This is a genomic window from Chryseobacterium caseinilyticum (assembly GCF_014837145.1).
In the GTDB taxonomy this organism is placed as follows: domain Bacteria; phylum Bacteroidota; class Bacteroidia; order Flavobacteriales; family Weeksellaceae; genus Chryseobacterium; species Chryseobacterium caseinilyticum.
The window spans coordinates 741,651-765,692 of sequence record NZ_JACYFS010000001.1; the positions used below are offsets into that span (position 1 = coordinate 741,651).

General features: G+C 36.5%; 26 protein-coding genes. 15 read left to right on the forward strand and 11 right to left on the reverse strand.

Translation table 11 applies throughout. The features are described from left to right. Positions 1-17: 17 nt before the first annotated feature. Together IC610_RS03570 and IC610_RS03575 are read right to left on the reverse strand one after the other, a co-directional pair. Complete coding sequence (locus IC610_RS03570) at positions 18-1,145, reverse strand: serine hydrolase domain-containing protein (RefSeq protein ID WP_191735273.1); 1,128 nt, start codon at positions 1,143-1,145, stop codon at positions 18-20. A gap of 232 nt (positions 1,146-1,377) precedes the next feature. Beyond that, the gene (locus IC610_RS03575) at positions 1,378-1,986 is read right to left on the reverse strand and encodes a DUF4142 domain-containing protein (RefSeq protein ID WP_191735274.1); all 609 of its coding nucleotides are present in this window, start codon (positions 1,984-1,986) and stop codon (positions 1,378-1,380) included. A 328-nt stretch (positions 1,987-2,314) separates the two neighbouring features. Between IC610_RS03575 and IC610_RS03580 the strand changes: the two genes are divergently transcribed. Further along, positions 2,315-3,505, forward strand: a complete 1,191-nt coding sequence (locus tag IC610_RS03580) for a GAF domain-containing sensor histidine kinase (RefSeq protein ID WP_191735275.1) — start codon at positions 2,315-2,317, stop codon at positions 3,503-3,505. Positions 3,506-3,512: 7 nt separating this feature from the next. Here the strand turns inward: IC610_RS03580 and IC610_RS03585 are convergent, their stop codons facing one another. Then, the gene (locus IC610_RS03585; protein WP_191735276.1) at positions 3,513-4,841 is read right to left on the reverse strand and encodes an alpha-amylase family glycosyl hydrolase; all 1,329 of its coding nucleotides are present in this window, start codon (positions 4,839-4,841) and stop codon (positions 3,513-3,515) included. Between the two features lie 284 nt (positions 4,842-5,125). Between IC610_RS03585 and IC610_RS03590 the strand changes: the two genes are divergently transcribed. After that, positions 5,126-5,899: a glycosyltransferase family 32 protein gene (locus IC610_RS03590; RefSeq protein ID WP_191735277.1), complete on the forward strand. Its 774-nt coding sequence runs from the start codon at positions 5,126-5,128 to the stop codon at positions 5,897-5,899. 362 nt (positions 5,900-6,261) lie between these two features. Next, positions 6,262-7,521 carry an NAD(P)/FAD-dependent oxidoreductase gene (locus tag IC610_RS03595; protein ID WP_191735278.1) on the forward strand — a complete coding sequence of 420 codons (1,260 nt, stop codon included), beginning with the start codon at positions 6,262-6,264 and terminating at the stop codon, positions 7,519-7,521. 245 nt (positions 7,522-7,766) lie between these two features. Here the strand turns inward: IC610_RS03595 and IC610_RS03600 are convergent, their stop codons facing one another. Continuing rightward, the gene (locus IC610_RS03600; protein WP_191735279.1) at positions 7,767-8,219 is read right to left on the reverse strand and encodes a hypothetical protein; all 453 of its coding nucleotides are present in this window, start codon (positions 8,217-8,219) and stop codon (positions 7,767-7,769) included. A gap of 93 nt (positions 8,220-8,312) precedes the next feature. Next, positions 8,313-8,765, reverse strand: coding sequence for a ferritin-like domain-containing protein (locus IC610_RS03605; RefSeq protein ID WP_191735280.1), 453 nt, complete (start codon positions 8,763-8,765; stop codon positions 8,313-8,315). A 150-nt stretch (positions 8,766-8,915) separates the two neighbouring features. On the opposite strand from IC610_RS03605, the gene IC610_RS03610 reads away from it, so the two are divergent. Genes IC610_RS03610 through IC610_RS03640 form a run of 7 tightly spaced genes read left to right on the forward strand, consistent with a single transcriptional unit; the run spans position 8,916 to position 11,175 of the window. Continuing rightward, positions 8,916-9,086, forward strand: coding sequence for a lmo0937 family membrane protein (locus tag IC610_RS03610; protein ID WP_191735281.1), 171 nt, complete (start codon positions 8,916-8,918; stop codon positions 9,084-9,086). Positions 9,087-9,117: 31 nt separating this feature from the next. Continuing rightward, positions 9,118-9,582: a PA2169 family four-helix-bundle protein gene (locus tag IC610_RS03615; protein ID WP_191735282.1), complete on the forward strand. Its 465-nt coding sequence runs from the start codon at positions 9,118-9,120 to the stop codon at positions 9,580-9,582. A gap of 13 nt (positions 9,583-9,595) precedes the next feature. Beyond that, positions 9,596-9,829, forward strand: a complete 234-nt coding sequence (locus tag IC610_RS03620) for a hypothetical protein (protein ID WP_191735283.1) — start codon at positions 9,596-9,598, stop codon at positions 9,827-9,829. A 23-nt stretch (positions 9,830-9,852) separates the two neighbouring features. Continuing rightward, positions 9,853-10,122 (forward strand): hypothetical protein, encoded by a 270-nt coding sequence (locus IC610_RS03625; protein ID WP_191735284.1) that lies wholly within the window; start codon positions 9,853-9,855, stop codon positions 10,120-10,122. Between the two features lie 30 nt (positions 10,123-10,152). Beyond that, entirely contained in the window at positions 10,153-10,485 is a 333-nt protein-coding gene (locus tag IC610_RS03630; protein ID WP_191735285.1) for an RNA polymerase sigma factor, read from the forward strand. Between the two features lie 34 nt (positions 10,486-10,519). After that, positions 10,520-10,948, forward strand: a complete 429-nt coding sequence (locus IC610_RS03635) for a hypothetical protein (protein WP_056079716.1) — start codon at positions 10,520-10,522, stop codon at positions 10,946-10,948. Positions 10,949-10,989: 41 nt separating this feature from the next. Next, the gene (locus tag IC610_RS03640; RefSeq protein ID WP_191735286.1) at positions 10,990-11,175 is read left to right on the forward strand and encodes a hypothetical protein; all 186 of its coding nucleotides are present in this window, start codon (positions 10,990-10,992) and stop codon (positions 11,173-11,175) included. Between the two features lie 66 nt (positions 11,176-11,241). Here the strand turns inward: IC610_RS03640 and IC610_RS03645 are convergent, their stop codons facing one another. Continuing rightward, a complete protein-coding gene (locus IC610_RS03645) occupies positions 11,242-11,658 on the reverse strand; it encodes a hypothetical protein (protein ID WP_191735287.1) in 417 nt (138 codons plus the stop codon). Positions 11,659-11,991: 333 nt separating this feature from the next. On the opposite strand from IC610_RS03645, the gene IC610_RS03650 reads away from it, so the two are divergent. Continuing rightward, positions 11,992-12,600 carry a hypothetical protein gene (locus tag IC610_RS03650; protein WP_191735288.1) on the forward strand — a complete coding sequence of 203 codons (609 nt, stop codon included), beginning with the start codon at positions 11,992-11,994 and terminating at the stop codon, positions 12,598-12,600. Positions 12,601-12,709: 109 nt separating this feature from the next. Here the strand turns inward: IC610_RS03650 and ccoG are convergent, their stop codons facing one another. Together ccoG and IC610_RS03660 are read right to left on the reverse strand one after the other, a co-directional pair. Further along, complete coding sequence (ccoG, locus tag IC610_RS03655) at positions 12,710-14,164, reverse strand: cytochrome c oxidase accessory protein CcoG (protein WP_191735289.1); 1,455 nt, start codon at positions 14,162-14,164, stop codon at positions 12,710-12,712. A 214-nt stretch (positions 14,165-14,378) separates the two neighbouring features. Further along, a complete protein-coding gene (locus tag IC610_RS03660; protein WP_317173344.1) occupies positions 14,379-15,050 on the reverse strand; it encodes a YciE/YciF ferroxidase family protein in 672 nt (223 codons plus the stop codon). A gap of 299 nt (positions 15,051-15,349) precedes the next feature. Here IC610_RS03660 and IC610_RS03665 point away from each other — a divergent pair, with 299 nt between their 5' ends. The 4 genes from IC610_RS03665 to IC610_RS03680 all read left to right on the forward strand — a co-directional run bounded on the left by IC610_RS03665 (position 15,350) and on the right by IC610_RS03680 (position 20,569). Beyond that, positions 15,350-15,847 (forward strand): CinA family protein, encoded by a 498-nt coding sequence (locus IC610_RS03665; protein ID WP_056079735.1) that lies wholly within the window; start codon positions 15,350-15,352, stop codon positions 15,845-15,847. A gap of 268 nt (positions 15,848-16,115) precedes the next feature. Then, positions 16,116-16,712, forward strand: a complete 597-nt coding sequence (locus tag IC610_RS03670) for a Crp/Fnr family transcriptional regulator (RefSeq protein ID WP_191735290.1) — start codon at positions 16,116-16,118, stop codon at positions 16,710-16,712. Between the two features lie 521 nt (positions 16,713-17,233). Continuing rightward, complete coding sequence (locus IC610_RS03675) at positions 17,234-19,399, forward strand: catalase (protein ID WP_191735291.1); 2,166 nt, start codon at positions 17,234-17,236, stop codon at positions 19,397-19,399. A 3-nt stretch (positions 19,400-19,402) separates the two neighbouring features. Then, positions 19,403-20,569, forward strand: coding sequence for a zinc-dependent alcohol dehydrogenase (locus tag IC610_RS03680; RefSeq protein WP_191735292.1), 1,167 nt, complete (start codon positions 19,403-19,405; stop codon positions 20,567-20,569). Between the two features lie 77 nt (positions 20,570-20,646). On the opposite strand, the gene IC610_RS03685 is transcribed toward IC610_RS03680, so the two are convergent. The 3 genes from IC610_RS03685 to IC610_RS03695 all read right to left on the reverse strand — a co-directional run bounded on the left by IC610_RS03685 (position 20,647) and on the right by IC610_RS03695 (position 23,981). Next, entirely contained in the window at positions 20,647-21,243 is a 597-nt protein-coding gene (locus tag IC610_RS03685) for a Crp/Fnr family transcriptional regulator (RefSeq protein WP_056079747.1), read from the reverse strand. Between the two features lie 201 nt (positions 21,244-21,444). After that, entirely contained in the window at positions 21,445-21,807 is a 363-nt protein-coding gene (locus tag IC610_RS03690) for a response regulator transcription factor (protein WP_191735293.1), read from the reverse strand. Between the two features lie 152 nt (positions 21,808-21,959). Then, positions 21,960-23,981: an ATP-binding protein gene (locus IC610_RS03695; protein ID WP_191735294.1), complete on the reverse strand. Its 2,022-nt coding sequence runs from the start codon at positions 23,979-23,981 to the stop codon at positions 21,960-21,962. Positions 23,982-24,042 lie beyond the last annotated feature (61 nt).

Consider the following 24,042-nt stretch of genomic DNA (forward strand, 5'->3'; position numbering starts at 1 on the left):
TAACTGACAAAGATTTATTAAAATATAGTACTCAGTTCATCAACTAAAAGTTTAACCTGCAGCGGACGTTTTTTTTCATCCACTTCCAAATCGTTATATAATCCTGTTTTTACAATCACCATTTTCTTTTCACGAATCATGATGATAAACTGTCCTAAAAAACCGTAAAAAAAGTAATAAGGAATAGTGTGATCTTCATGAGCCCAGATGTTATAGCAAAATGCATTATTTTCTTGGGTTGGTGTGATGAGTTTTTTACAAAATTGTTGAGAGAGAATCTGTTTTCCATTCCATTTTCCTTTCTGCATAACCAATTGTCCGATTTTGGCAAAATCTCTTGTGGTGGCGTGAATACAGCAAAAAGCTTTTTCAACACCCTTTTTATCGGTACTCCATTTTGCGGAATGTTCCATTTCTAATGGTTTCCAAAGTTTTTCTGACAGATAAGAAGCGAGATCACGGCCGGTTACTTTTATTAAAATTAATCCCAACAATTGTGCTGAAACACTCTGATACTCGTATTTTACACCCGGCATTTCTTTCAGATCAACATTTAAAGCCTGCTCCGCAAGATCATCAATAAAATATTGTTTTGAATTCTCTGAAAAAGGGTGGCGGTATTCTTCATCCCAATCAAATGCTGCCTGCATCGTCATCAAGTGACGGATGGTAAGAAACTTTCCATAGTGGCTTTCTGCATATTTTGGAAATATGGAAGCTACCAGTTGATCTTCAGAGTCAATGAGTTTGTCATCAAGCGCAAAACCAATCAGGAGTGACAGAATTCCTTTTGCCATCGAAAATGAATTTAACAGTGAATCAGAATTATGATCTTTCCAGTATTGTTCGTGCATTAATTTGTTATCACGGATCACAACGAGCGACGAAGTTCCGGTTTTCTTTAATTCTTCTGAAATAGTTTCTGAAAGAGCCTGCTTATTGTAAGCGCTATCTTTTTTCCACGGTTGACTGTTTTGAGTAGGGACTTCACGGGAGGAAAATTTATCCTCATCATCTGTAGAAGGTGTGAGTGATCCTTTTTTTAAGTTTTTGCCAATAGCCTTAAACAGATAACCAAATCCAGAAAGGTAGACTGTTGCACCTGCAATACCTCCGATAAAAAATGTAATCCAAACTTTTTTCATTTTTGAGAAAAATTTATATTGATTGTTTAAAAAGCCTATCTCATAAAAGAGCCTTTACTTTAAATAAGTTAAAAGTAATCTTTCTAAATATTTTGAGTGCACAATTTCTAAGCTACTTTAATACTTTAAAATCCATTATTCAAAAAAAGGTTCAGCGTTTAAGCCAAACCTTTGATTGTATAAATTGGTATCAAACTGATTTGTAAATGACAAAATCAGGAATTGAATATTATTATTTTAAAGAAGCTTTCACTTTTTCAGACTCCATCAAATGATGTTCAAGTGTTGGAAGTGTTTTACTTGCAAATCCTTTTAGAGAAGCATCCATACCTGAAGAAGACTGCATCTTAAACTCAGCAATATCTTTTTTGTGATCAGTAACCATTGCGGCTGCGTACATTTTGTCAAAATCTGCACCTTTTTTAGTCTTCAGATCATCTACCATTTTCTGTTTTTCAGCATCCAGACTTGTAGGTAAAGTGTAACCTGCTGTTGCTGCCCATGACTTCAGTTCGTCGTTTGCTTTGCCATGATCTGTAGCCATCATTTCGCCTAATGATTTTACTGATGCATTTGTACCGTTTGCTTTAGCCAGATCACCCATCATTACTTCCATCATACCACCCATTGCGGCAGCATCAGCAAATTTTTTGTCCTGATCACTAAGTGTTGCAGCATTTGCATTGGTGACCGTTGATGCCGAGTCGCCTGTTTTCATCATAGTGTCATTGGTCATTTCTGTACCAGAACTGTCTGTTCCCATGTCTGTCGATTTAGTTTCTTTTTTGTCGCATGACATCAAGGCAGCAACAGCAAAAACTGTAAGAATTGAATTTTTCATATAATTTGATTTAATTAGGTGTTATGATTATTTTTAAATTTAAATAACCTCCTGCAGTGCTAACAATTTATCTGCCAAAAACTTATCTTATGCATAATAAATGCAAAGTGTGGTATTTTTTATATTTAAATATCAGTTAATTTCATACTAAAAATATTAAACAGCATCACCGTTATTTCTATCTGTTAATGAATAAAAATCAAAAAAAATTAAACTCTAATTCTGAAAAAGGATTAAAATTAAACTTTGTTTCATAATTTTGTATCTTATCCGCTAATCAAATGATAGTGGACATTGCTATCACACATTGACAGACAACGATTTAGAAATGAAAGACCCTCAGGAAGATATCGATTTTCAAAAAGATATTCTGCACATCAATCAGATTCCGGCTGTTGCCAAAATATTGGAAGTTATTTGCAGTACCACTGGGATGGGCTTTGCAACTGTCGCAAGAGTTACAAAGGACCGCTGGATTGCCTGCGCTGTGGAAGACAGAATAAATTTCGGACTGGGAGTTGGTGGCGAACTGAATGTGCAAACTACACTGTGTCATCAGGTTATGAGTTTTCATGAAGCGATTGCCATTGATCATGTGGCTGAAGATCCTAAGTATTTTGATCATCATACACCAAAGACTTATGGTTTGCAAAGCTACATTTCGATTCCTATCATTCTTACAAATGGCAATTTCTTTGGTACGCTGTGCGCTATTGATCCCAATCCTGCATTGGTAAACAATGAGAAGACAATCAATATGTTTAAACTTTTTGCAGAGTTGATCGCTTTCCATTTAGAGACCCTTCACAACCTCAGTGATACACAGGAAAAATTGGTAGAGGAGCAAAATAATGCAGAAATCAGAGAGCAGTTTATTGCTATACTGGGACATGATCTTCGTAATCCGGTGGGTGCAATCTCTACTGCATCGCAGCTTTTAAACAGAATTTTAACAGAAGAACGCAATATCAAACTTGTAAAGATTATTCAGGATTCTACAATCAGAGTTAGAGGTTTAATTGACAATATGCTGGATTTCGCCAGTGGACGCCTTGGAGGAGGAATTGGTCTTGATTACGATAATTCAGATACTATTTTTAATACTTTGCAGCAAGTGATTTCTGAGCTTCAGACCAGCAATCCGACCAGAGAAATTCAGACGGATTTAGATCTGAAAAATGAAGTTAAAGGTGATTACAAACGTATTGCACAACTGTTTTCAAATCTTTTAGGAAACGCAATTTCCCATGGAGACAAAAATGCTCCTATCATACTGAAAGCAAAAAGTGATAATGACATTTTTGAAGTGTGCGTAATCAATAAAGGAACTAAAATACCTTTAGAAACACAGGAACAGTTATTCAAACCATTTTCAAGAGGAAAAGTGAATCAGATGGAAAAAGGTCTTGGTCTAGGTCTTTACATTGCACAGGAAATCGCAATTGCCCATAAAGGAAAAATCAAGGTAAACTCGTCAGACGATGAAACTTGTTTTACATTTACTTTTCCACTCAGCTAATGTAAGATTATGAATTGATGTGATGAAGAATCACGTATTCCCATGGCTGCATATCCAAAATCAGCGTTCCGTTGATGCTCTGAAGTTTTCCTTCAAATAAATTTGTGTAAACACTGATGTCAAATGAAGTGTCAAACTGTACGAGCACATGATCTTTGCTTAAATTGATAAAAACCAAAACCTTATCACCATTTTTCTCTCGTACAAAAGAGATTACCTGATCCATACGGTCGTTCATAATCCTTACCATTTCGCCACCGTGTGCGCCATTCCAAAGTGCCTGATTTTGATGTTTCAGGGTAAATAGAGTAGTGTACAAATCTTCGTTTTCATGGGATTTCCACTCTATCGGATCTTTTTCAAAGAATTCCAGGGAGCGGTCGAGTCCGGCTTCCTGTCCACTGTAAATTAAAGGGATTCCATCCATCATGACCGAAAAAACAGTTGCTGCATTTAAAGCATCTCCAAAATTACTGTATTGGTTTCCTTCCCATGAATTTTTGTCGTGATTATCAATAAAATTCATACGGATTCCCTCTTTAGGAAAAATAGAAACATGTTCTGCAAGATAGGCTTCCGCCAAAGTCTTTACATTGGTCTCTTCACGGGCAATCTGGTGTAAAATATTCCATAGGGTCCAGTTGTACGTAGAATCGAATGCACGTTTATGAAGATCTTTATCTTCGGCTTCAGCAAGCATAAACACAGGTTTTATTTCATCAAGCTCAGCTCTCACATTTTCCCAGAAATCAATCGGAACGAAGCTGGCAATATCGCAACGATAGCCGTCAATATCAAATTGTTTCACCCAAAATTTCAGTGCATCCGTCATGTATTTTCGAAGCTCTTCGTTTCGGTAATCAAATTCTATAATATCGTCGTAATCTCTCCATCTTGTCGACTGAAACGTATTTTTGCGTGACTTTCTGTACCAATCCGGATGCTGATCAACAAGTTGATTATCCCAACTTGTATGATTCGCTACCCAATCTAATATTACATACATTCCTTCTCTATGAATAGCATTGACCAAACTTCTGAAGTCTTCTTCAGTTCCAAATTCAGTATTAATTCCGTAATAATCCTTCACTGAATAGTAACTTCCCAAACTCCCTTTTCTATTAACAATGCCAATCGGATGAACCGGCATCAGCCATATAATATCAATCCCCATTTGTTTTAGCCTTCCAAGCTGTTTTTCAATTTCCTTAAAAGTTCCCTTTTCAGAAAACTGCCGGATATTAAGTTCGTAGAGTGTAGCATTTTTCACCCAATCGGGTGCGGTGATTTCTACGTATTTTTTGGGTTGATATGATGGGTGATTTGGCTTCGTCATAAGTTTTATTTGAGATTTAGATACAAAATTCAGATATTTTTAAAGTATTTTCTAAAAGAAATAACCGTACCATTTAATTTGTAACATTGTATAAAGTATTGATTATTAATTTATTTAAATTTAAATTTTGTATTTGAACTCATCAGAATATATTTAAATAAAAATTTTCATTTCAAAAAATGGTATTTTATTTAATTAAAAATTTCGGTAAAGGTTTATTTTTTGCAGATAGAAGACAAAATGCGGTCTCGCTGCTTTTTATAAATCACATCAAATACTAAATTATGATTCCAAAAAAAATTCATTACTGCTGGTTTGGCGGCAAAAAAAAAGACGAACTCGCAGAACACTGTCTGGAAACATGGCGAAAAATTCATCCTGATTTTGAAATTATAGAATGGAATGAATCCAACGCTCCACTGGAAGATAACAATTACGTAAAAGAAGCTTTTGCGCAGAAAAAATGGGCCTTTGTATCAGATTATGTCCGGTCTAAAGTAATGTATGAAAATGGAGGAATTTATATGGATACTGATATGGATCTTAAACTTCCGTTGGATGAGTTTCTGAGTGAAAAAGCAGTCTGTGGATTTGAAGTAAAAGGAGTTCCGTACTCAGCATTCTGGATGGCGGAACCAAAACATCAATTGTCTAAGGATTTTGTTGACTATTATAATCAGCAAGAGGTTTTTGTAGAGAGAATCAATACCGATATATTTTCTGAAATGCTGGAAAAAAAATATGGTGCAGACCGTTACAGTGATACAATTCAACATCTGAAGCATGACGTAACGCTTTATCCCTCAGTTTATTTTTCTCAGGATTTACCGAAGAATTACGTCAGTCATCACTTCAACGGTTCGTGGTTTGGCGGCGACGAAGAAAATACGCACAAAAAGATGGTGAATGTTTACGGACTTTTAGAAAGGTTAGCTAACGAACCTGGCGCTGCGAAAGCTGTGAAAAGCATCATCACAGAACATAAAATTATTGATATTAACAAAATTCTGGATCTTTTACCGAGAGAAAAAATAGAAGAATATCTTCAGAAAAAGTAACAGACCTTTAAATGTAAAAAGCGAAATAACCATTTCCCGGAATAGTACTTTTTACATGATAAAATTTAAAATAAAAAAAGCCCTCTCGAGGGAGAAGGCTAAAAAAAACACAAATGATGAAAATAAGGTTCGTTTGCTTCAACGAGTTGACCTTGATACAAAATTATAACATCGGAATTTACTAAAATGTGGTTTCAATCACATTTTAGTAAATTTTGTTTTTCATCACGACTTGAAGAAATCGTTTCTGTTTAATAAGCAATCAACCGAATTGTATAATTAAAATTACATTAATTTTATTTTATTTTCTACTTTGGTTGGTCTCATATTGGTTAGCTTCATTATAACAGAAAATCTTTGTAATGGAAAAGCATATCGTGATTGTCGGGGGAGGTTTCGCCGGATTAAATCTTATTAAAACCATCGGTGATGACGAAAGATTCAGAATCACACTTGTTGACAGAAATAATTACCATTTTTTTCCTCCGCTCATTTATCAGGTAGCCACGGCATTTATTGAGCCTTCTAATATCTCATATCCTTTCAGAAAATTATTCTCAAAATATTCTAACGTTTCTCTTTATATGGCAAGCCTTGAAAGGGTAGTGCCTGAGGAAAACAGAATAATCACAGATCAGGGAACATTACATTATGATGAACTTGTTTTGGCACTGGGAACAGAAACCAATTTTTTCGGAATTGAAAACGTCAGGAAAAATGCGCTTCCAATGAAAACTATTGATGAAGCTCTGTATATCCGAAATCACATTCTGCAGAATCTGGAAACAGCTTCCCGAAATGCACAAACGGAAAGTGTACAAAGTCTTATCAACATTGTGATTGCCGGTGGCGGACCTACCGGAGTGGAGCTGGCAGGAATGATTGCTGAAATGGCTGGTTACATCGCAGAAAAAGATTATCCTGATATTGCATTTGGGCACACCAATCTATATCTCGTCGACGCTCTTCCTTCGCTGTTATCAAATATGAGCGATACTGCCAAAAAAACAGCTTACGATAATCTGAAGAGATTAGGTGTCAACATCAAACTCAATGTTTCTGTGAAAGATTATGTAGAAGAAAATGTTATTCTTTCGGACGGAACAAAAATTCCAACCAAAACTTTGATTTGGTCTTCCGGTGTGGTCGGCAGAACAATTGAAGGAATTCCTGAAACATCCTTGGGAAAAGGTCACAGAATTATCGTGGATTCTTATAATTTGGTTGAAGGTTTTAAAAATATTTATGCTTTGGGTGATATCTGCATTACAACAACAGATCCCGAATTCCCGAAAGGTCATCCTCAATTGGCTCAGGTTGCAATCCAGCAAGCAAAACTTTTAGGTAAAAACATTAAAAAGAGATTCAGAAATGAACCTTTAAAAGAATTTAGATATGATGATAAAGGAAGTATGGCCATTATCTCAAAATATAATGCGGTTGTAGATCTTCCTAAATTCTCATTTAATGGATTATTAGCCTGGCTGACTTGGCTTTTCATCCATATAATTCCATTGACAAGTTTTAGAAACAAATATAGACTTGCTGCAGAATGGTTCAGGTTATTTATTACCAACAACGCATCCATCAGAATGATTATGAAACCAAGAAAAGAGAATTGATTTTACAAAATAACCTGAAGATATAAATTTAAAGCTTTTAAATTTTATCAAACACCTGTATTAAGTTGTTCTGATAATATTTAAAAGTTTTTTTTTTGGAGAAGTTGAGTTGTTTAATTTCAGAAAATTCCTGCAGATTACCCTCAGAAAAACTTGGTTTAAAAATTAAATCTGCCATCACCAATTTGAAAATCCTTTTAAATGTAATCCCTGATCATTTCAGATAGCTTTTTTTTCAGACAAAATCATTTGCACATCCACACAATCTGATGTGCTGCCAGGGAATGGTTTGGATTTTTTATTAAAACCTTAATGTTATTTTTTTCAAACACGCTGACCTCTTCTTTATTTTTATCCTGAATTTTTTCTGATTTAAATTTTTCCTGATTCAGCGTATCTTTAAAAGAACTGACCTGCTCATCATCATGGGAGACAATGGAAAATACGTGACAGCCTTCATTTCTCAGAAAAACGGTCACCACCATAAACTTTGAGTCTTCCATATGCTCATTGCTGTACACTTTTACAGTAGACCCGCTGGCTTCCTCCTGATGCAGAAGGTCAAAATGTGCTGAAAGTTTGGTATCGATAATATGCCCAGGTGATCCCGACAGATTCTGAAGATTTTTTATATTGAGCAACTGACCGGATGCTGTACAAAAAAGATGAAAGAGAATAAATAATAGAAATTTTGGCATGTAGTTTCTTGTAAAAATAAATAAAAAATTTCCTTACAAAAAATGATCCGGATCATAAAAAAATCCGCTTCCCAAGGGAAGCGGATGATTGTTTTAGTTTTTCAGATCTTCTAGATTTTCGAATTTATCATGTGAAGCTTTCAGATGATGAAGCTGGTCGAGTACCACTCTTGAACTTTCAGGGCAAAGATCGCCACTGTCCAGTGCACTTTGATAGGCGTCGATAGCTGCCTGCTCTCCATACACTACATTTCCTAAACTTGCTTCAGCATTGTCGCCTGAGAATGCATTTTTTACATCAATCCAGGCTCTGTGAATAGATCCTGCTGCAGAACCTGTCTGATCCGGCTCCCCGCCGCGCTCAGTAATAAGACCAGAAAGTTCATTTTTCATTGTAGCAGACTGTGCAACCATGTTGTCATAATCGGCACGCAGGTGAGGATATCCTTCCCACACTTTGTCTTCTACTTTAGAAAATCCCTGAATTCTGTCGTTGGTAATTGTCAGTAGATCGTTTAATACTGAAACTGTTTTGCTGTTGTCCATATTGTTATATTTTTTTTGGTACTCATCAATTTACAATAATGATGCCCAAAAACCAACTTAGAGCACATGTGGTACCTAAAGTTTTTTTCCATTTAAAAAAGGGCAGACTAATTGTATTTAGGAATGTACACACACTAAAAAGAAAATATTATGAGAAGCATTCTTTGGCTTGTAGCCGTTATTTGCATCGTGGTCTGGGTTTTAGGAATGCTTGGTATCGTACCCGGGTTAGATACAGGAAGTCTCGTTCATGTATTACTTGTTATTGCTGTCATCGTAATAATCATCAATCTCTTCACAAGAAGAAGGCCTTTAGATTAATTTAATACACCAATTCACAAAATTATAAATCATGGAAACAAACGAAACTCAGGCTATCCTGAAAGACCTCATCCAAATTACCAACGACAGGATTTCAGCATTCGGAAAAGTAGAAGGTCAGATCTGGGAAAGTTATCCGGACATCAAATCTGAATACGACAAAATGATTTCCCATACCAAGGTGATGAAGAATGAACTGATCAACATTCTGCGCGAAAACGATTCTGAAATCAACGATGAATCATCCTCAGTCCGTGGAAACATTCACAGCACATGGATTGACATTAAAAGTGCCTTCAATATTGATTCAGTGAATTCTACCCTGGAAAGTGTGATTTCGGAAGAAGATGCAGCCTGCAAGGCTTATGAAAAAGCACTTGAGGAAGATGGTTATTCTTCAGAAACAAGATCAGTTCTTGAAGATCATCTCTATCATCTGAAACAGTCTCACAAACAGTTTACCGAAATTCTTGAATACAGAAAAAACAAAGATTAAAACAATAGGAATTATGAAGTTTGAAGAAGCCTTAAAACAGAAAAAAGAATCGGTAAAAAATGCAGATGATTCGGTGCTGAATTTATACCACGTCCTGATATCTCCTGCAGATACCAAAGAAAGTGTTGACTTTATTGATCATTACCTGAAGAATCCTGACAGTTGTAATGATGATACGTGTAAAGAGTTTGCCTCTTCAGACGATTATCAGATTGTAAGTATCAGAAAGGAAGATCAGGAGTCCTAAAATTTAAATAGAAAATAATCAGCATGGAAATAAACGACCTACTGAAAGACGAAATCACCGCTGCTTCCGAACGTATTGAAAGCGTCACTGTAAAATATCCGAAGAAAGAAACTGTAAAAGGCATGATTTCTGAAGTACAGAATAATCCTTTCGGAGTACAGATTTCGCAGCGTAATGTAAAAGATCCTGAAGAAAAATTTCATGAGATAGATTTTGAGAAAGCTGTTGAAGTTGCAATCTACTATTACGATGGTAAGATCAGTGTTCATGCCGACAGTAAATATACAGACTAACTGACCCTTTAATTATTATTGATACTAAATATGGCTTCTTCAGACAACAAATTCAATTGCTGCACGCTGCTCAGACAGAAAGACCGGGAAACTTTCGACTTTCTGTATGCTGAGTTCAACAGCCAGTTTTATGGTATGGCTCTGCAGTGTCTTGGCGATGAAGAACTTGCCAATGAAATGATGATTCTTACATTTACCAATATCTGGAAAGATTTAGACAAATTTAACGGAGATAATTCTCAACTGAGATCATGGTGCATATCAATACTGATGCGTTCCCTAAGACACGTTAATACATCAGATAAAACATCAGACAACAGTGAAATCACCGAGATCCCGCAATTAAAGTCAGTTTCAGTTTAAATTACAAAATTCACTACAAAAATATTAGAAAATAATGTTCACTACACCTATAGAAAAAATTGACTTCCTGCGTTTCTTTTTAGGAAATGCCAATGGCAAAAGCGCCGAACTCATCATCGATAAAGGCTTTGTTTACATCAGCGAATATTTTGGATATTTTAAAGAAATCCTTCAGAATCCTGATAAAAAATTCTCAAAAATCAGCGAGCAGGAACTGATCTCCACCTTCGAAGAAATCGGTATCCGGGAATGGAAAGAAAATTACAGCAACAACGACATCTTTGAAGGAAAAGAATGGGAGCTGGAAATGAAAATCAATAATGAACAGAAACATTATTATTTTTTCGGATATGAAGAGTATCCTTCACAAACCGGAGATTCTACAAGTCAAAAATATACCAGAGAATTCAGAAAACTTCTTCAGACTTTGAATTCTGTATCCAGGTCAACCTACTTCGCATAGATTGGAATGACTTTTGAGAAATAAAAACTAAATAAACTATTATGAACGTTAAAAGAACATTTGGAACCATTCTTACGGTTCTGGGAATTGCAGGATTACTGTACACAGGTTATCTGCTGATGCAGAAAAGTGAGGCATACACCAACATGGCTGTAGTAGGCGTAATCGGTCTGATCTTCTTTTTTGCGGGAATCGGTCTTGTGCAGAACACTAAAGACGAAAGTTAGATTTACAGATTTCAGAACAAAATTTAAAGGCATCATCTTCATCAGATGATGCCTTACTGTTTTTATCTATTCGTTATCTTTAATCTGATCATAAATCAGTTTGGTGACAATTGCACCGAAAAGATAATATCCTACAGTCATAATTTTCTTTTTATTGGTGCTTGCTACCGGATCAGGATCAAGTCCTAACTTTTGAGGTAATGCAATAGCTCCGACACCTGCCAGAAGTCCGCTTGCGAGATTATGGGTTGTTGCTGTAGTCGCATAATAAACTGCGTTGCTTATAACATCACCTGCAAGAGTGGCGGCATAAAGCTGGTTGGGATTGTTAATTTCAAGTGCTGTTCTGTCTGTCATTTTACTGAGTGCTTCTTCACCCAGTTCGTTGATGTGGGGCACATCTTTACAGGTTTTTCTCACGATTTCGTGTAACAGGTTAAGGGCAACTGCTCCTCCGAGTCCTGCGATCATTTTTTTTAGCATAATATTTTTGTTTTGGATTTTAATTTAAAGAAGAATTTCTTACTGTAAATCAGTCAAGAATGGTACCAAAACTAAGGCTCTTCTGCTGTAAATGATTTAATTTGATGGAACTTAAAATAAATTCAATTCGTTTAGTCTGATAATTTTTGACAGGACTAAGATGTTATTTTTTTTGCTAAATGAATTAGATTCAAAATGCATTTTTTTGTGACAGCAATCATACTTTTTTCGGAGTTTAAAGACTATCTTTGAAATAATCACAGAAATTAATTTTTCGTTTAGAAAATAGTATTCTAATAGTGATTTTTTCTCAACTGAACCAAAACTGAAAAGATGAAACCTAAAAATATTCCGGGAGTTCCAAAACAGGTGAAAGGCGGCTTTCATGATTCCGAAAGTTTCCAGAAATCAGAAACTGAAGAAGATGTTGAAATGCGGTTTCATCATCTTAAAGAGCGGTTCTTCAGCATTAATCAGTGGAAAGAGTACTGCCCTGAAAGCAGAGCAGATTTTAAGCTTTGCAATCTGAACGGAAATATCGTGGAACGTCTGCCTCAGGAAGGTGATTACATCAGAATTGATATTCCCGGTCCCGGTGGTAAAGAAGGCCGTTCATTCGACTGGACGGTGATTGATAAAATTGATTTTGATTCGCCAAACCGGCTTCTGATTCAGTGCAGACCTTCTCCCGATCCTGTAAAATTCAACAGCAAAAAGATTGCACATTTCTATTGCGACAAATCAACTTCTACTTTTGTTATTGAAAGAAATCTAGATATGCTGATGGCGGCTGTTTACGGAAGAAATGAATCTCCCAATTTGAAATCTGGTTTTATTAATTCTGCACGAAACGTAATGATTGCTGTCGGAGGAATTTTTGGACTTTCTAAAATTCAGTGGGAATGCCTTGCAGAAGGTATGCTTAAGGGTGAAAGCGAATAATGTGAGGAAACTAATTTTTTATAAAGAGATAAGATCCTGGAAATAATTCGGGAGCAGGACATAAAAAAGGAGCAGTTTTTTTTAGCTGCTCCTTTTTTTGAGTTGATTTTTAGAATTGAAGTTTAAACGGTCCTTCAAAATAGGTATCATATGAATCCACAAGATTTCCTTTCAGATCGTAAACTCCGATGGTTATATTCTGTTTCGAAAGATTCATCTCCTTCTCCGGAAAAGTGATGTTGATTGTACCCTTTGATATTTTATCTTTAGGTATAGAAATATTGCCAGATCCGCTGAAAATAATTTCACCGTGTGCAGGCTCAATTACTTTAATCGTTACCACTTTTTTATCATTCGATTTATTGAGAAATGTGTAGTTGTAGGTATTGGTAATAAAACCGTCTCTCACAAAAAACGTACTTCCTGCAGGTTTGATGAATTTAGCCTCCATATCTCCACGGCTGTAAAGTAAAAATCCTAATAAAAGCTGTAAAGCAATAAGCACGACCATGAAAATTTTCATTCTTCCGGTAAAACGTGTCGGAATACCTGTCTCAATTTCTGTTTCAGATGCGTATCTTATCAAACCTTTAGGCAGACCTACTTTCACCATGACTTCATCACAGGCATCGATGCAAGCGGTACAGTTGACGCATTCCAGCTGCTGCCCATCCCTGATATCAATTCCCGTAGGACAGACCACCACGCACTGATGGCAATCTATACAGTCACCTTTTCCTGCGGCTTTTCTATCTTCATCTTTTCTCCATTTTGCTCTGTTTTCACCTCTTTTAAAATCATAGAATACGTTGATGGTATCTTTATCAATCAACACACCCTGTAATCTTCCGTAAGGACAGACCAAAGTGCAGACCTGCTCACGGAACCATGCAAAAACAAAATAGAATGCTGCCGTAAAAAGTATAATGACAATAAAATTGGTAGGATGGGCGAGCGGTCCCTCTGCAATTGTTCTAAATACTTCCTCGTAACCAACAATTACCATCACCATAAAGTGGGTGAATATGAGAGAAAGTACAAAATATATCGTCCATTTAAGGGATCTTTTCCATATTTTTTCTGCATCCCATTCCTGACGATCCAGCTTCATCTGCTTATTACGGTCACCTTCGATAGCAAATTCTATCTTTCTGAAAACACTTTCAAGAAAAATGGTTTGAGGGCAGATCCAACCACAGAAAATCCTTCCGAATGCTATGGTGAAAATAATGATGCAGATCAATCCTACAATCGCTCCTAAAGTTAAAAGAAAGAAATCCTGAGGGTAAAAGGGCTGTCCAAAAATGAAAAACTGTCTGTCGATAACGTTCAGTAACAGAAAAGGGTTCCCGTTAATTTTTATAAAAGGTACCGCAAGATAAATTGCGAGGAGAATGTAAGCTACAATTGTCCGGTAGTTGGTGAATTTCCCTTTTGGTCTTTTAGGAAAGATCCATTTTCTTTTACCAGACTGTTCCATTGTTCCTATCGAATCCCGGTAGGTTTCAGGATCCAGTACCTGACCCTGTCCGCCACGGATTTGCTCATTTTCATTTGACGCCATAGTTATTTTCTTTTTTGGTAACAGATATAATTTCAGAAGCGAAATTAAAGTCTTATATCAATTACAACTATAAGACCAAAGAGCGGGATAATTTCCTGTAAATTATTGATATTTTAAACTTATGACTGCAATCACAACAATCACTTTAATTCCGATTTTTTTTAATCACAGGACAAAAAAAAGACCCGTTTCCGGGTCTGATTTATTTAGAAATTTAAGCATTGATCGCTTTGGAATTGAGATTGGTATCTGCAATTTTTGAGAGTAGATCGTTACAGTTTTTTTCTTCATCCAAAGTCAACAGAAGATGTTTGAGGCATTCTTTTTCCTTAAGAATCTTGGCGTATGCAGCAAGTGTTCCGTAAGTTGCAATTTCATAGTGCTCCACTTTTTGAGCAGCAGCAATAATTCCTGCATCACGCACAGCTCCCGGCTTTGTTTCTTCCATGATGCCGGTACCTTCATCCAAAAGCCCCTGCATTGCATCACATTTTTTAGCTTCTGCTTTTTTCTTTAATGCTTTGAAGCATGCTTCAAGTCTTTTTACCTGCTCTTTTGTCTCCTCAAGATGCTCGCCTAAGGCCTGCTTCAGTTTTGTATCTGTTGCGTTTTTCTGCATTTTAGGAAGTGCTTTAGAAAGTGCTTTTTCAGCCCAGTAAATGTCTTTCAGTGAATCTTCAAACAGGTCGCTCAGATTTTTTGCTGAATCCTGTTTTGCAGGTACTTTGTCAGATGATTTTGCAGCTGTTTTAGCTGTTGATTTTGTAGAAGATTTTCCAGTCATTTTTGCTGACGACTTGGATGTCGCTTTTGGTGAAGCTTTAGATGTTGAAGCCGAGATTTTCTTGCCAGTACTTTTAGTAGCTGTAGCTCTTTTGGTTTCCATAATATTAAAAATTTGATTGGTTTTGTTATATCTCAGGTTACAATTACCAGACCATAGGCAAATAAAATAAATGATTGTGGTAGTAAAATTCAGCGTTACTGATGTTTAGAAGCTATTTAAATATTCAAATCAGTTATTTCATTTAAAAACTATCCGACATTTATAAAAAAATTAACAGTCTGATTTTACAGACTTTAATTTGTTTGACCTTTATAAATGATTACTGACTTAAATCAAGGCTTGAAATTTGAAATGGGTAAAAAACACCAAACATGATCAAATCTTAATATACAATTGCTATGGAAATTGAACGAAGTCTATTGTCTGAAGTAGGAAATTTACTCTTAAATGCTGAAGAAACAGTTTCTGTCGCCGAAAGTGTGACATCAGGTTTTCTCCAGTTTTCATTTTCACAGATGGCTGATGCCTCACGATATTACCACGGCGGAATTACTGCATACACGATTGATGAAAAAGTAAAATTCCTTGGAATCGACCGTATACAAGCTGAAAAATGCGACTGCGTATCTGAGCAAATTGCAGAGGTAATGGCTTTGAACATTGCAAAATCTTTTGAAACCGACTGGGGAATCGCTGTCACAGGTTATGCAACACCTGTGGCAGAATCTGATTTTAAAATCTTTGCCTATTTCAGTTTCAGTTATAAAAATGAAATCCTATTCAGCAAAAAACTGGAACTTCACCCAAGAACAAATCAGCAAAATGCGCAGATTTATTACTGTGAATTTATTTTAGGCTGTCTTAAAACCAAACTTTCTGAACTTCAATCTGATTAATCAAGAATTTCTACAGACATGAATCGGTTTATAATCGATTTAAAGAAATTAAAATATAAACCCTTAAATATTAAAATTTTATAATAGATTCAATGAATATTAATTCATTAATATATGAATTATAATAAAATGTAATTGTATTTTCTTATGTCTATAGTCATAGTATTAATCGGCTTTATAAGCCTATTTTTACCGCCGGTTTTATTGAAAATAAAGGAGTTTTTTTTCCGTAAAGATTTTTAATATTCTACTAAACTAATAATGATCTATGATTATTGACGAAGAATTACTTTTAAAAAATGGGGCAGAAATTCTACAATGTAAAGCAGGTGAAACTATTATAACTGAGGGCTCATTACCCAAATATTATTACCAGATCCAGACAGGACTTATTAAAATTAATTCATACAAAGACGACGGCAGCGAGTTTATACACAGTCTGCCGTCAGACGGACAATGCATTGCTGAAACTTTCCTTTGGTATGATGTTCCATACTGCGTCAATGCAGAGGTGATGAACGATGCCGTAATTTTAAGGGTGAGAAAAGATGTTTTTTTAGATATTGTCAATTCAGATTCTGTTCTGATGAATCGGGTGATGTCTTACACCTCCGAGAGAATGTTTTACCGTTACAAAATGCTCACTACACTGTCCGTCAACAATCCCGCCCACAGAATATTAAAGGTGATGGAGTTTCTAAAATCTCATCATCAGATTGATGAACCCTTTCAGTTTACAGTACCATTCTCCAGACGTCAATTGGCTTCTCTCACGGGATTGCGGGTAGAAACCGTTATCAGAACTGTAAAAAAACTCGAAAAGCAGAATTTTGTCAAAATAAACAACGGGAAAATTTGCTTTTAAAGATTTTGTGAAAATTAATTGAATAACCTTTTTTCTCATAAACTTAAATCTATTCATCTTTTTGCTCTAAGAAAGCTTAACGTATGATTCCAGTCATAACAAATCAATTTTTATAAGGTTAAATTTGGTAACACCAACATCAAATATAATTTTATGAAAACTTTTTTACCAGGTTGTTCCGTTTCAGGGAGCAGCATTAATGATTTTCCCTGTGGATATGCAGTCCATGATACAGCCAAAAAAACTTTTGCAGAAAATCTATGCGTAACCGTTCCATGGCTCAGTATTTGTCACAAACAGTTTTCGTGAATACAACGATACAGAATACTCTTTAAATCGGGACCTTCAGCAAAGATATTTCAGACAGAAAAAAATAAATCAGAATTATAATTGTACTCAGCACCAGACAGAATGCCTGTTTGGATTATGTTCTTTATGAAATATGGTTAATTACTTCAACCATGAATGCACTATTCATCTAAATCAAAAATAATTTAAAAAATATCACACAAACAATTAATATGGATACAAACGACAAAAACAATGACAAGCTGGATCAGCTGAATTTTTTCAAGACAGACAATTCTGATGAGAAACTCACCACCAATCAGGGATTGAAGATTCGGAATAATCAGGATTCGCTGAAAGACGGTGAGCGCGGAGCAACTCTTCTGGAAGATTTTATTCTGAGAGAAAAAATTACCCATTTTGACCATGAAAGAATTCCAGAAAGAATCGTTCATGCAAGAGGTTCGGGTGCGCACGGTGTATTTAAACTGAGCAAAAACATGCAGGAGTTCACCAAGGCTAAATTATTTACCGATCTGGAAAAAGAAACCCCCGTTTTTGTGAGATTTTCTACCGTTGCAGGCAGCAGAGGAAGTACAGATTTAGCGAGAGACGTGCGTGGTTTTGCAATAAAATTTTATACAGATGAAGGAAACTACGATTTAGTAGGAAATAATATTCCCGTATTTTTTATTCAGGATGCAATGAAATTTCCCGATCTGGTACATGCCGTAAAGCCTGAACCTGATAACGAAATTCCGCAGGCCGCCTCTGCACACGATACTTTTTGGGATTTCATTTCTTTAATGCCTGAAAGTATGCACATGATTATGTGGCTGATGAGCGACAGGGCTTTACCACGAAGTTACAGAATGATGGAAGGCTTTGGTGTTCACTCATTCAGATTTATCAACAGTGAGGGTTCTGCATTCTTTGTGAAATTTCATTTAAAACCAAAATTAGGTGTACACTCAGTTGCATGGCCGGAAGCTCAGAAAATTTCAGGTGCTGATCCGGATTTCCACAGAAGAGATCTTTGGGAGGCCATCGAAAGTGGTGCTTTTCCTGAATGGGACTTAGGTGTACAGATTGTACCGGAAGAAAATGAATTTGATTTTGATTTTGATCTTTTAGATCCTACGAAGATTATTCCTGAAGAAACTGTTCCTGTGGAAATTATGGGAACTTTAACTCTGAACAGAAATCCTGATAACTTCTTTGCTGAAACAGAGCAGATCGCTTTTCATCCCGGTCACCTAATTCCGGGAATTGATTTTACGAATGACCCATTATTGCAGGGCCGTCTGTTTTCATATACAGATACTCAGCTTTCAAGATTAGGTTCTCCGAATTTCCATGAAATTCCAATTAATAAATCTGTCCCTACCGTACATAATAATCAGCGTGACGGGCACATGAGACAGCAGATCGCAAAAGGAAAGGTAAGCTATGAACCCAATTCAATGGGCGGAGGATGTCCTTACCAGGCCATGATGTCGGAAGGTGGTTTTGATACTTATGGTGAGAGAATCAGCGGCACAAAAATCAGAGCCAGAAGCGAATCTTTTGTTGAACATTATTCTCAGGCTAAATTATTTTATAACAGCCAGTCTGAGCCTGAAAAGACACATTTACAGAAAGCACTGGTATTCGAATTATCTAAAGTGACGATTCCTGCCATCAGAGAAAGAATGGTTTCCCAGCTTAATTTCATCAATAAAGATTTAGCTAAAATAGTGGCCGAAAAAGTGGGAGTAGAGGTGAAAACTCTTGAACAACCCAACGGAAGTATTCCTGCCGACGCCGATCCTGAAGCATTGCAAAGCGAAGAACGTGAGACTTCACTGAATTCTTCAGATGCCCTGAGCATGAAAAATACGGTTAAAGACTCTGTTGAATCAAGAATTATTGCATTCTTAGTTGCAGACGGCTGCAATGCAGCACGTGTTTCAGAGCTGAAGTCTAAACTTGAATCAAAAGGTGCAACCGTACAGTTTGTAGCTCCTGAAATGGCTCCTGTAAAATCTGATGACGGTACTGAGCTTACCCCGAAACATTCAATCTCAAGCACGATGAGTGTTTGCTTTGATGCAGTTTATGTAGCCGCCGGATCAGCATCCACCCAGCAATGGCTTCAGCCTGACTACAAAAACAGTGTAGTAGAATTTGTAAACGAAGCATACAGACATTGTAAAGCAGTTTTCTTTGATAAAGAAACAGATGCACTCTTTGATAAAACAGATCTGACCGACTTCCATTCTGAGGATCCTGCCGTTATTTCAGTTAAGAAAAACGATTCAGATGACAGTTTTATTACAGCGATCGCTTCTCACAGAGTCTGGGATTTTGAAAAACACAGAAACGGATTTATCAAAAATGAAGACCCTTCAAAAAATTAACAGATGAAAGCAGCAGTTTTTCATTCTCCGGGCGTTATTACCTGTGATACAGTCGAAGATCCTACGATTCAGGACGAAAATGACATCATTTTAAAAGTGACTTCCACCGCCATTTGTGGCAGCGATCTGCACATGTATTCAGGTGGAATTCCACAGCCAAGACCGATGGTGATGGGACACGAGTTTATGGGTGAAATCGTTGAAAAAGGAAAAAATATTACTCATCTTCATCAGGGAGACAGGGTAGTAGTTCCATTTCCCATTGCATGCGGTTGCTGTTATTTCTGTGAAAACGACCTCCCCGGAGGTTGTGAAAATTCCAATCCTGAAAACTATGGTCCCGAAGGCGGAATCATGACTGAAAAGGGTGGCGGAATGTTTGGTTACACAGATTTGTACGGTGGATATAACGGTGGTCAGGCTCAGTATGTAAGAGTTCCGTATGCCAATTTTGGTCCGCGAAAAGTGCCAGATATTCTTAGTGATGAACAAGCTCTGTTCCTCACTGATATTTTCCCGACCGGATACACCGGAGTTATGTGGGGCGATCTGAAGGGTGGAGAATCTGTTGCCATCTTTGGCGCAGGCCCAGTAGGCTCAATGTCTGTAAAAAGTGCAATTCTTCACAATGCCGGAAAAGTAATCGTAATTGATACTTTACAGTACAGATTGGATCATATCAAAAAACTGACAGGCTGTGAAACGATTTTGTGGGAAGATGCAGAATCTACAGTGGAGAAAATAAGAGAAATGACCCATGGCCGTGGAGCCGATCTTTGCATTGATGCAGTAGGTTTTGAACCCGAACGGTCTTTTCTGGATCGTGCGAAAGCTGTTGTCAATTTTGAAAAAGGTTCTATGAAAGTTTTGGAAGCCTGCATGAGCGGAGTAAGAAGAGGCGGAACTATCTCTGTACTAGGAGTTTATGCCGTTAATTATGATAATTTCAGACTCGGACAGATTTTCGATAAGGGAATTATCTTGAGAGCCGGCCAGGCGCCGGTACACGCCATTATAGACAAACTTTTAAAATATGTGGAAAGCGGGCAGGTACGTCTTGATGATATTATTACGCACCGTCTTTCTTTAAATGACGTAGCAAAAGGCTATCAAATCTTCGATAAAAAAGAAGATGGATGTGTGAAAGTAATCCTCGATCCCTGGAGTTAATACTTTCTCATACAATTTATAACCATCAACAGCTTCATTTCTGAAGCTGTTGTTTTATTTAGGAACATTTAAATTATTTAAATGTAAATTTTTCTGTTAATAATTTTCAGATAATTTTCTTTCTCAAGTCTTTTTACCGTTCTGATGACCGTTTCTACGCGAAGTGCGGTTAGTGCCGCAATCTGTTGCCTTGTGAGAGGAATTTCATAAGAAAACTTTTCTTTATTTCCACTGAAACTTTTATGGTATTCCAAAGTCCCTTTAATTCTTTTATCAGGACTCAAGGCTGAGTTATTTTCCAGCATGATATATTTGTAGTACAACCGCTCCGACAGAAATCTGCGGATATCAGCTGCTGCCTGAGGATTTTCATCAAGAAGTTGGTTGAAAGCCTTCTTAGGAAGTTTCATTACCTTACTTTTTTCGAAAGTTACTGCATTTACAGGATAGGTTTTGTCGATAAACAAAAGCAATTCACATACACTCAATCCTTTATCAAGAATTGCCAGAATCAGTTCTTTGCCCTCATCATTGTAATGATTCAGTTTTATTCTGCCTGAAGTAATCTGATAATAGTATTTTGGTGTATCTCCCTCATCAAAGATTGTTTCGGAGCGGCTGAAGGTTTCTTCGGTAGCCCCGTATTTCAGTAAGAGTTCCTTTTCAATTAACATAATTAGTTAGTTTTCAATTAAATATATCAGTTATAGTTTTATTTAAAGGTAAGCCATCAATACACATGCCTTTATGATTCAGATCATAATAAATACAGAATAATACAGGGATTTCTTTTTTAGAAATTGATTCTTGCAGTGATGTCAAAAAAACCAAAAACAAAATTGCCTCTGGTTTATTGACTTATAATCAAGTGTGCTTTAATTTTTCTGAGTCAGATCTTCAATCTTCTGGATTACATCATCGATATCAAAAGGCTTGCTCACAAAAATATCTGCATTGCAGCTCTTCTTAACTTCTGCGTTTTTGGCGTGAGCACTCATGATCATAACAGGGATTTCTGACGTCGCAGGATCTTGTTTAAGTCTGTTGCAGACATCTGTACCCAATCCATCCGGCATCATCACATCCAGAATAAAAATATCCGGATTTTCAGATTGATTTCTGCTGTTAAACGCTTCGATGGTTGAGAACGAGCGTACTTCATAATTTTCAAATGACAAGAGCAGTTGTAAAGCATCTCTGATGCCCGTCTCATCTTCAACGATATAGATAGTTTTCATATCCGTGGATAAGCAAAACCGAAGCCAACCAAAATTTTTAAATCAATTTTTTAAAATATAAATTAAATTATTTCCACCATTAAACATAAATCATTGACTGAGGTATATTTAATTTTAAACTGTAAGATAAAAACTGATTTAATAAATAGGGACTAAACCGGAAGGGTAAACCAAAAAGTACTTCCTTTCCCTTTTGTACTGTCTACACCGATTTCTCCTCCGTGCCGTTTTACGATTTCCGAAGAAATATAAAGTCCCAATCCTAAACCTGAGTACTGCTTCTTTTCGTGGTTGGCTCTGAAATACCTTTCAAAAAGGTAAGGTTGCACATCTTCATCAATACCGTCACCAAAATCCTGAACTCCTATCTTTATAAATCCATCTGATTTTTCAACATTCAGGCATATTTCATTGGAGTGGGATGCATATTTTACGGCATTATTGAGAAGATTTACAACTACCTGATCGATACGGTCTTCATCTGCAAAAGCTTTAATTTCCAGATCGCCCGTAATTTTTACGGTGTGGCTGTCGGTAAGTCTCACAAATTCACAACATGATTCCAGCATTTCGGAGACTGTAAATTCAGATTTTAACAATTCCATTTTTCCGCCGCTCAAACGGTTAAGATTTAAAAGATCATCTACCAAAACAGTCAGTTTCTCAATACTTCTTGCAGATTGTTCTATTAATTTCGGAATCTTTTCGTGTGTGGGTTTATGTTTTAGTCTATATAGGAGTTGTATGCTTGCCTTTAAACTTGTAATAGGCGTTTTTAATTCGTGGCTTGCGATGCTGAGAAAATCGTCTTTCTGCGTTTCATAGTTTTTTCTCTTTGTAACATCAGTTGTTACACCTGTCATAAAAGCAGGATTTCCATCTTCGTCATAGCTTGGCAAACCGGAAGCATTCATCCAGAGAAAAGAACCGTCTGGCCTTTGTATAAGATATTCAGAATTATAGGGTTTTGCGTCTTTAATAGATTCATTTATCTTTGCAAGTACGGGTTTTCTGTGCTCAGGAACTACGCTTTCAATAAAATCTTCAAAATCAAATCTGTCATCTTTTGATTTGCCGTAATTGCTTTTGCACACATCGCTGCAAATCATTTTACCGGTTTTCAAATCCAAAGTATAGGTACCCAACTGACCTGCTTTCAGTGCCAACTCGTATCTTTGATTCAGGTTTTCGAGTTCATCTCTTTTGTTGATTCTGTCGGTAACTTCATTAGCAATTACGATAATTGAAGTTGTATTTCCGCTCTCATCCTTTAATGGTTCATATATAAAATCAAACCAGGCTTCATGCAATACGCCGTTATCTTCCAGAATTGCTTTAGCAGTGTTTCCCAAAAAAGGTATTCCGGTCTCCAAAACATTAGCTAAAATGTCGAAATAGGGTTGATCTTTCAATTCTGGAAGTGCTTCCTTAATTGGTTTGCCAATTACATCCCTGTCTTTCCGCCAGACTTTTAAAATCATTTCATTGGCAGTCTCAATAATCAGATCTTTACCATGCAATATACCGAATGCTACGGGAGCTTTGGTAATAAATGATTTTAATCGGAGTTCGCTTTGCTCTAATTTTTTATTCGCAAAATTTACTTTTTCATTATACTCTTTAGCTTCATCATTGATGTGGGCCAGTTTTTCAATAGTTTCCAGAGCCGAAAGTCTCAGCTCAATCTGATCCATTGCTGTTTTTGCCAATCCTTGAAGGATTTTTCTTTCACGAGAATCAAACGTTCTTGTTTTTTGATCAATAATACAAAGCGTTCCTATTAAATGACCGTCATGAGTGATCAGCGGTGCACCTGCATAAAATCTCAATCCAAAATCACCAATTACATTAGGATTAGACAATAAACAAGGTTCCTTCAGTGCATCTTCAAATACAGTTACGTCATTATCCAGAACCGCGAGGGAACAAAGACTTTTTCCACGGTTGGCTTTTTTTGCATTACCCATCCCGTAGTTAGCTTTAAAAAACACAGATTCAGCATCGACTAAAGAAATCAATGCAACCGGCACATCAAAAATCTGAGCAGCCAATTGCGCAATTCCGTCAAAACTTTCCTCGGAAGGCGTGTCTGTAATCTGGTATCGGTGCAAAGCCTTTAATCTTTCTTGCTCGTTAGCAGGAATAATATTTTTACCGAAGGTATTCTCAATCATCAAAGGGAAATTAAACGTTTGTAAAGGTATGTATATTTGACAATCAAACAGTATGCTAAGA

What these genes read in the sequence shown, in the direction of transcription:
- IC610_RS03670 (WP_191735290.1), top strand. Translation starts at nt 16,116, where the DNA reads ATGATTATTGACGAAGAATTACTTTTAAAAAATGGGGCAGAAATTCTA.
- IC610_RS03605 (WP_191735280.1), bottom strand. Translation starts at nt 8,765, where the DNA reads ATGGACAACAGCAAAACAGTTTCAGTATTAAACGATCTACTGACAATT.
- ccoG (WP_191735289.1), bottom strand. Translation starts at nt 14,164, where the DNA reads ATGGCGTCAAATGAAAATGAGCAAATCCGTGGCGGACAGGGTCAGGTA.
- IC610_RS03570 (WP_191735273.1), bottom strand. Translation starts at nt 1,145, where the DNA reads ATGAAAAAAGTTTGGATTACATTTTTTATCGGAGGTATTGCAGGTGCA.
- IC610_RS03595 (WP_191735278.1), top strand. Translation starts at nt 6,262, where the DNA reads ATGGAAAAGCATATCGTGATTGTCGGGGGAGGTTTCGCCGGATTAAAT.
- IC610_RS03645 (WP_191735287.1), bottom strand. Translation starts at nt 11,658, where the DNA reads ATGCTAAAAAAAATGATCGCAGGACTCGGAGGAGCAGTTGCCCTTAAC.
- IC610_RS03590 (WP_191735277.1), top strand. Translation starts at nt 5,126, where the DNA reads ATGATTCCAAAAAAAATTCATTACTGCTGGTTTGGCGGCAAAAAAAAA.
- IC610_RS03695 (WP_191735294.1), bottom strand. Translation starts at nt 23,981, where the DNA reads ATGATTGAGAATACCTTCGGTAAAAATATTATTCCTGCTAACGAGCAA.
- IC610_RS03575 (WP_191735274.1), bottom strand. Translation starts at nt 1,986, where the DNA reads ATGAAAAATTCAATTCTTACAGTTTTTGCTGTTGCTGCCTTGATGTCA.
- IC610_RS03680 (WP_191735292.1), top strand. Translation starts at nt 19,403, where the DNA reads ATGAAAGCAGCAGTTTTTCATTCTCCGGGCGTTATTACCTGTGATACA.
- IC610_RS03580 (WP_191735275.1), top strand. Translation starts at nt 2,315, where the DNA reads ATGAAAGACCCTCAGGAAGATATCGATTTTCAAAAAGATATTCTGCAC.
- IC610_RS03660 (WP_317173344.1), bottom strand. Translation starts at nt 15,050, where the DNA reads ATGGAAACCAAAAGAGCTACAGCTACTAAAAGTACTGGCAAGAAAATC.
- IC610_RS03690 (WP_191735293.1), bottom strand. Translation starts at nt 21,807, where the DNA reads ATGAAAACTATCTATATCGTTGAAGATGAGACGGGCATCAGAGATGCT.
- IC610_RS03630 (WP_191735285.1), top strand. Translation starts at nt 10,153, where the DNA reads ATGGCTTCTTCAGACAACAAATTCAATTGCTGCACGCTGCTCAGACAG.
- IC610_RS03620 (WP_191735283.1), top strand. Translation starts at nt 9,596, where the DNA reads ATGAAGTTTGAAGAAGCCTTAAAACAGAAAAAAGAATCGGTAAAAAAT.
- IC610_RS03610 (WP_191735281.1), top strand. Translation starts at nt 8,916, where the DNA reads ATGAGAAGCATTCTTTGGCTTGTAGCCGTTATTTGCATCGTGGTCTGG.
- IC610_RS03685 (WP_056079747.1), bottom strand. Translation starts at nt 21,243, where the DNA reads ATGTTAATTGAAAAGGAACTCTTACTGAAATACGGGGCTACCGAAGAA.
- IC610_RS03600 (WP_191735279.1), bottom strand. Translation starts at nt 8,219, where the DNA reads ATGCCAAAATTTCTATTATTTATTCTCTTTCATCTTTTTTGTACAGCA.
- IC610_RS03625 (WP_191735284.1), top strand. Translation starts at nt 9,853, where the DNA reads ATGGAAATAAACGACCTACTGAAAGACGAAATCACCGCTGCTTCCGAA.
- IC610_RS03635 (WP_056079716.1), top strand. Translation starts at nt 10,520, where the DNA reads ATGTTCACTACACCTATAGAAAAAATTGACTTCCTGCGTTTCTTTTTA.
- IC610_RS03585 (WP_191735276.1), bottom strand. Translation starts at nt 4,841, where the DNA reads ATGACGAAGCCAAATCACCCATCATATCAACCCAAAAAATACGTAGAA.
- IC610_RS03640 (WP_191735286.1), top strand. Translation starts at nt 10,990, where the DNA reads ATGAACGTTAAAAGAACATTTGGAACCATTCTTACGGTTCTGGGAATT.
- IC610_RS03615 (WP_191735282.1), top strand. Translation starts at nt 9,118, where the DNA reads ATGGAAACAAACGAAACTCAGGCTATCCTGAAAGACCTCATCCAAATT.
- IC610_RS03675 (WP_191735291.1), top strand. Translation starts at nt 17,234, where the DNA reads ATGGATACAAACGACAAAAACAATGACAAGCTGGATCAGCTGAATTTT.
- IC610_RS03650 (WP_191735288.1), top strand. Translation starts at nt 11,992, where the DNA reads ATGAAACCTAAAAATATTCCGGGAGTTCCAAAACAGGTGAAAGGCGGC.
- IC610_RS03665 (WP_056079735.1), top strand. Translation starts at nt 15,350, where the DNA reads ATGGAAATTGAACGAAGTCTATTGTCTGAAGTAGGAAATTTACTCTTA.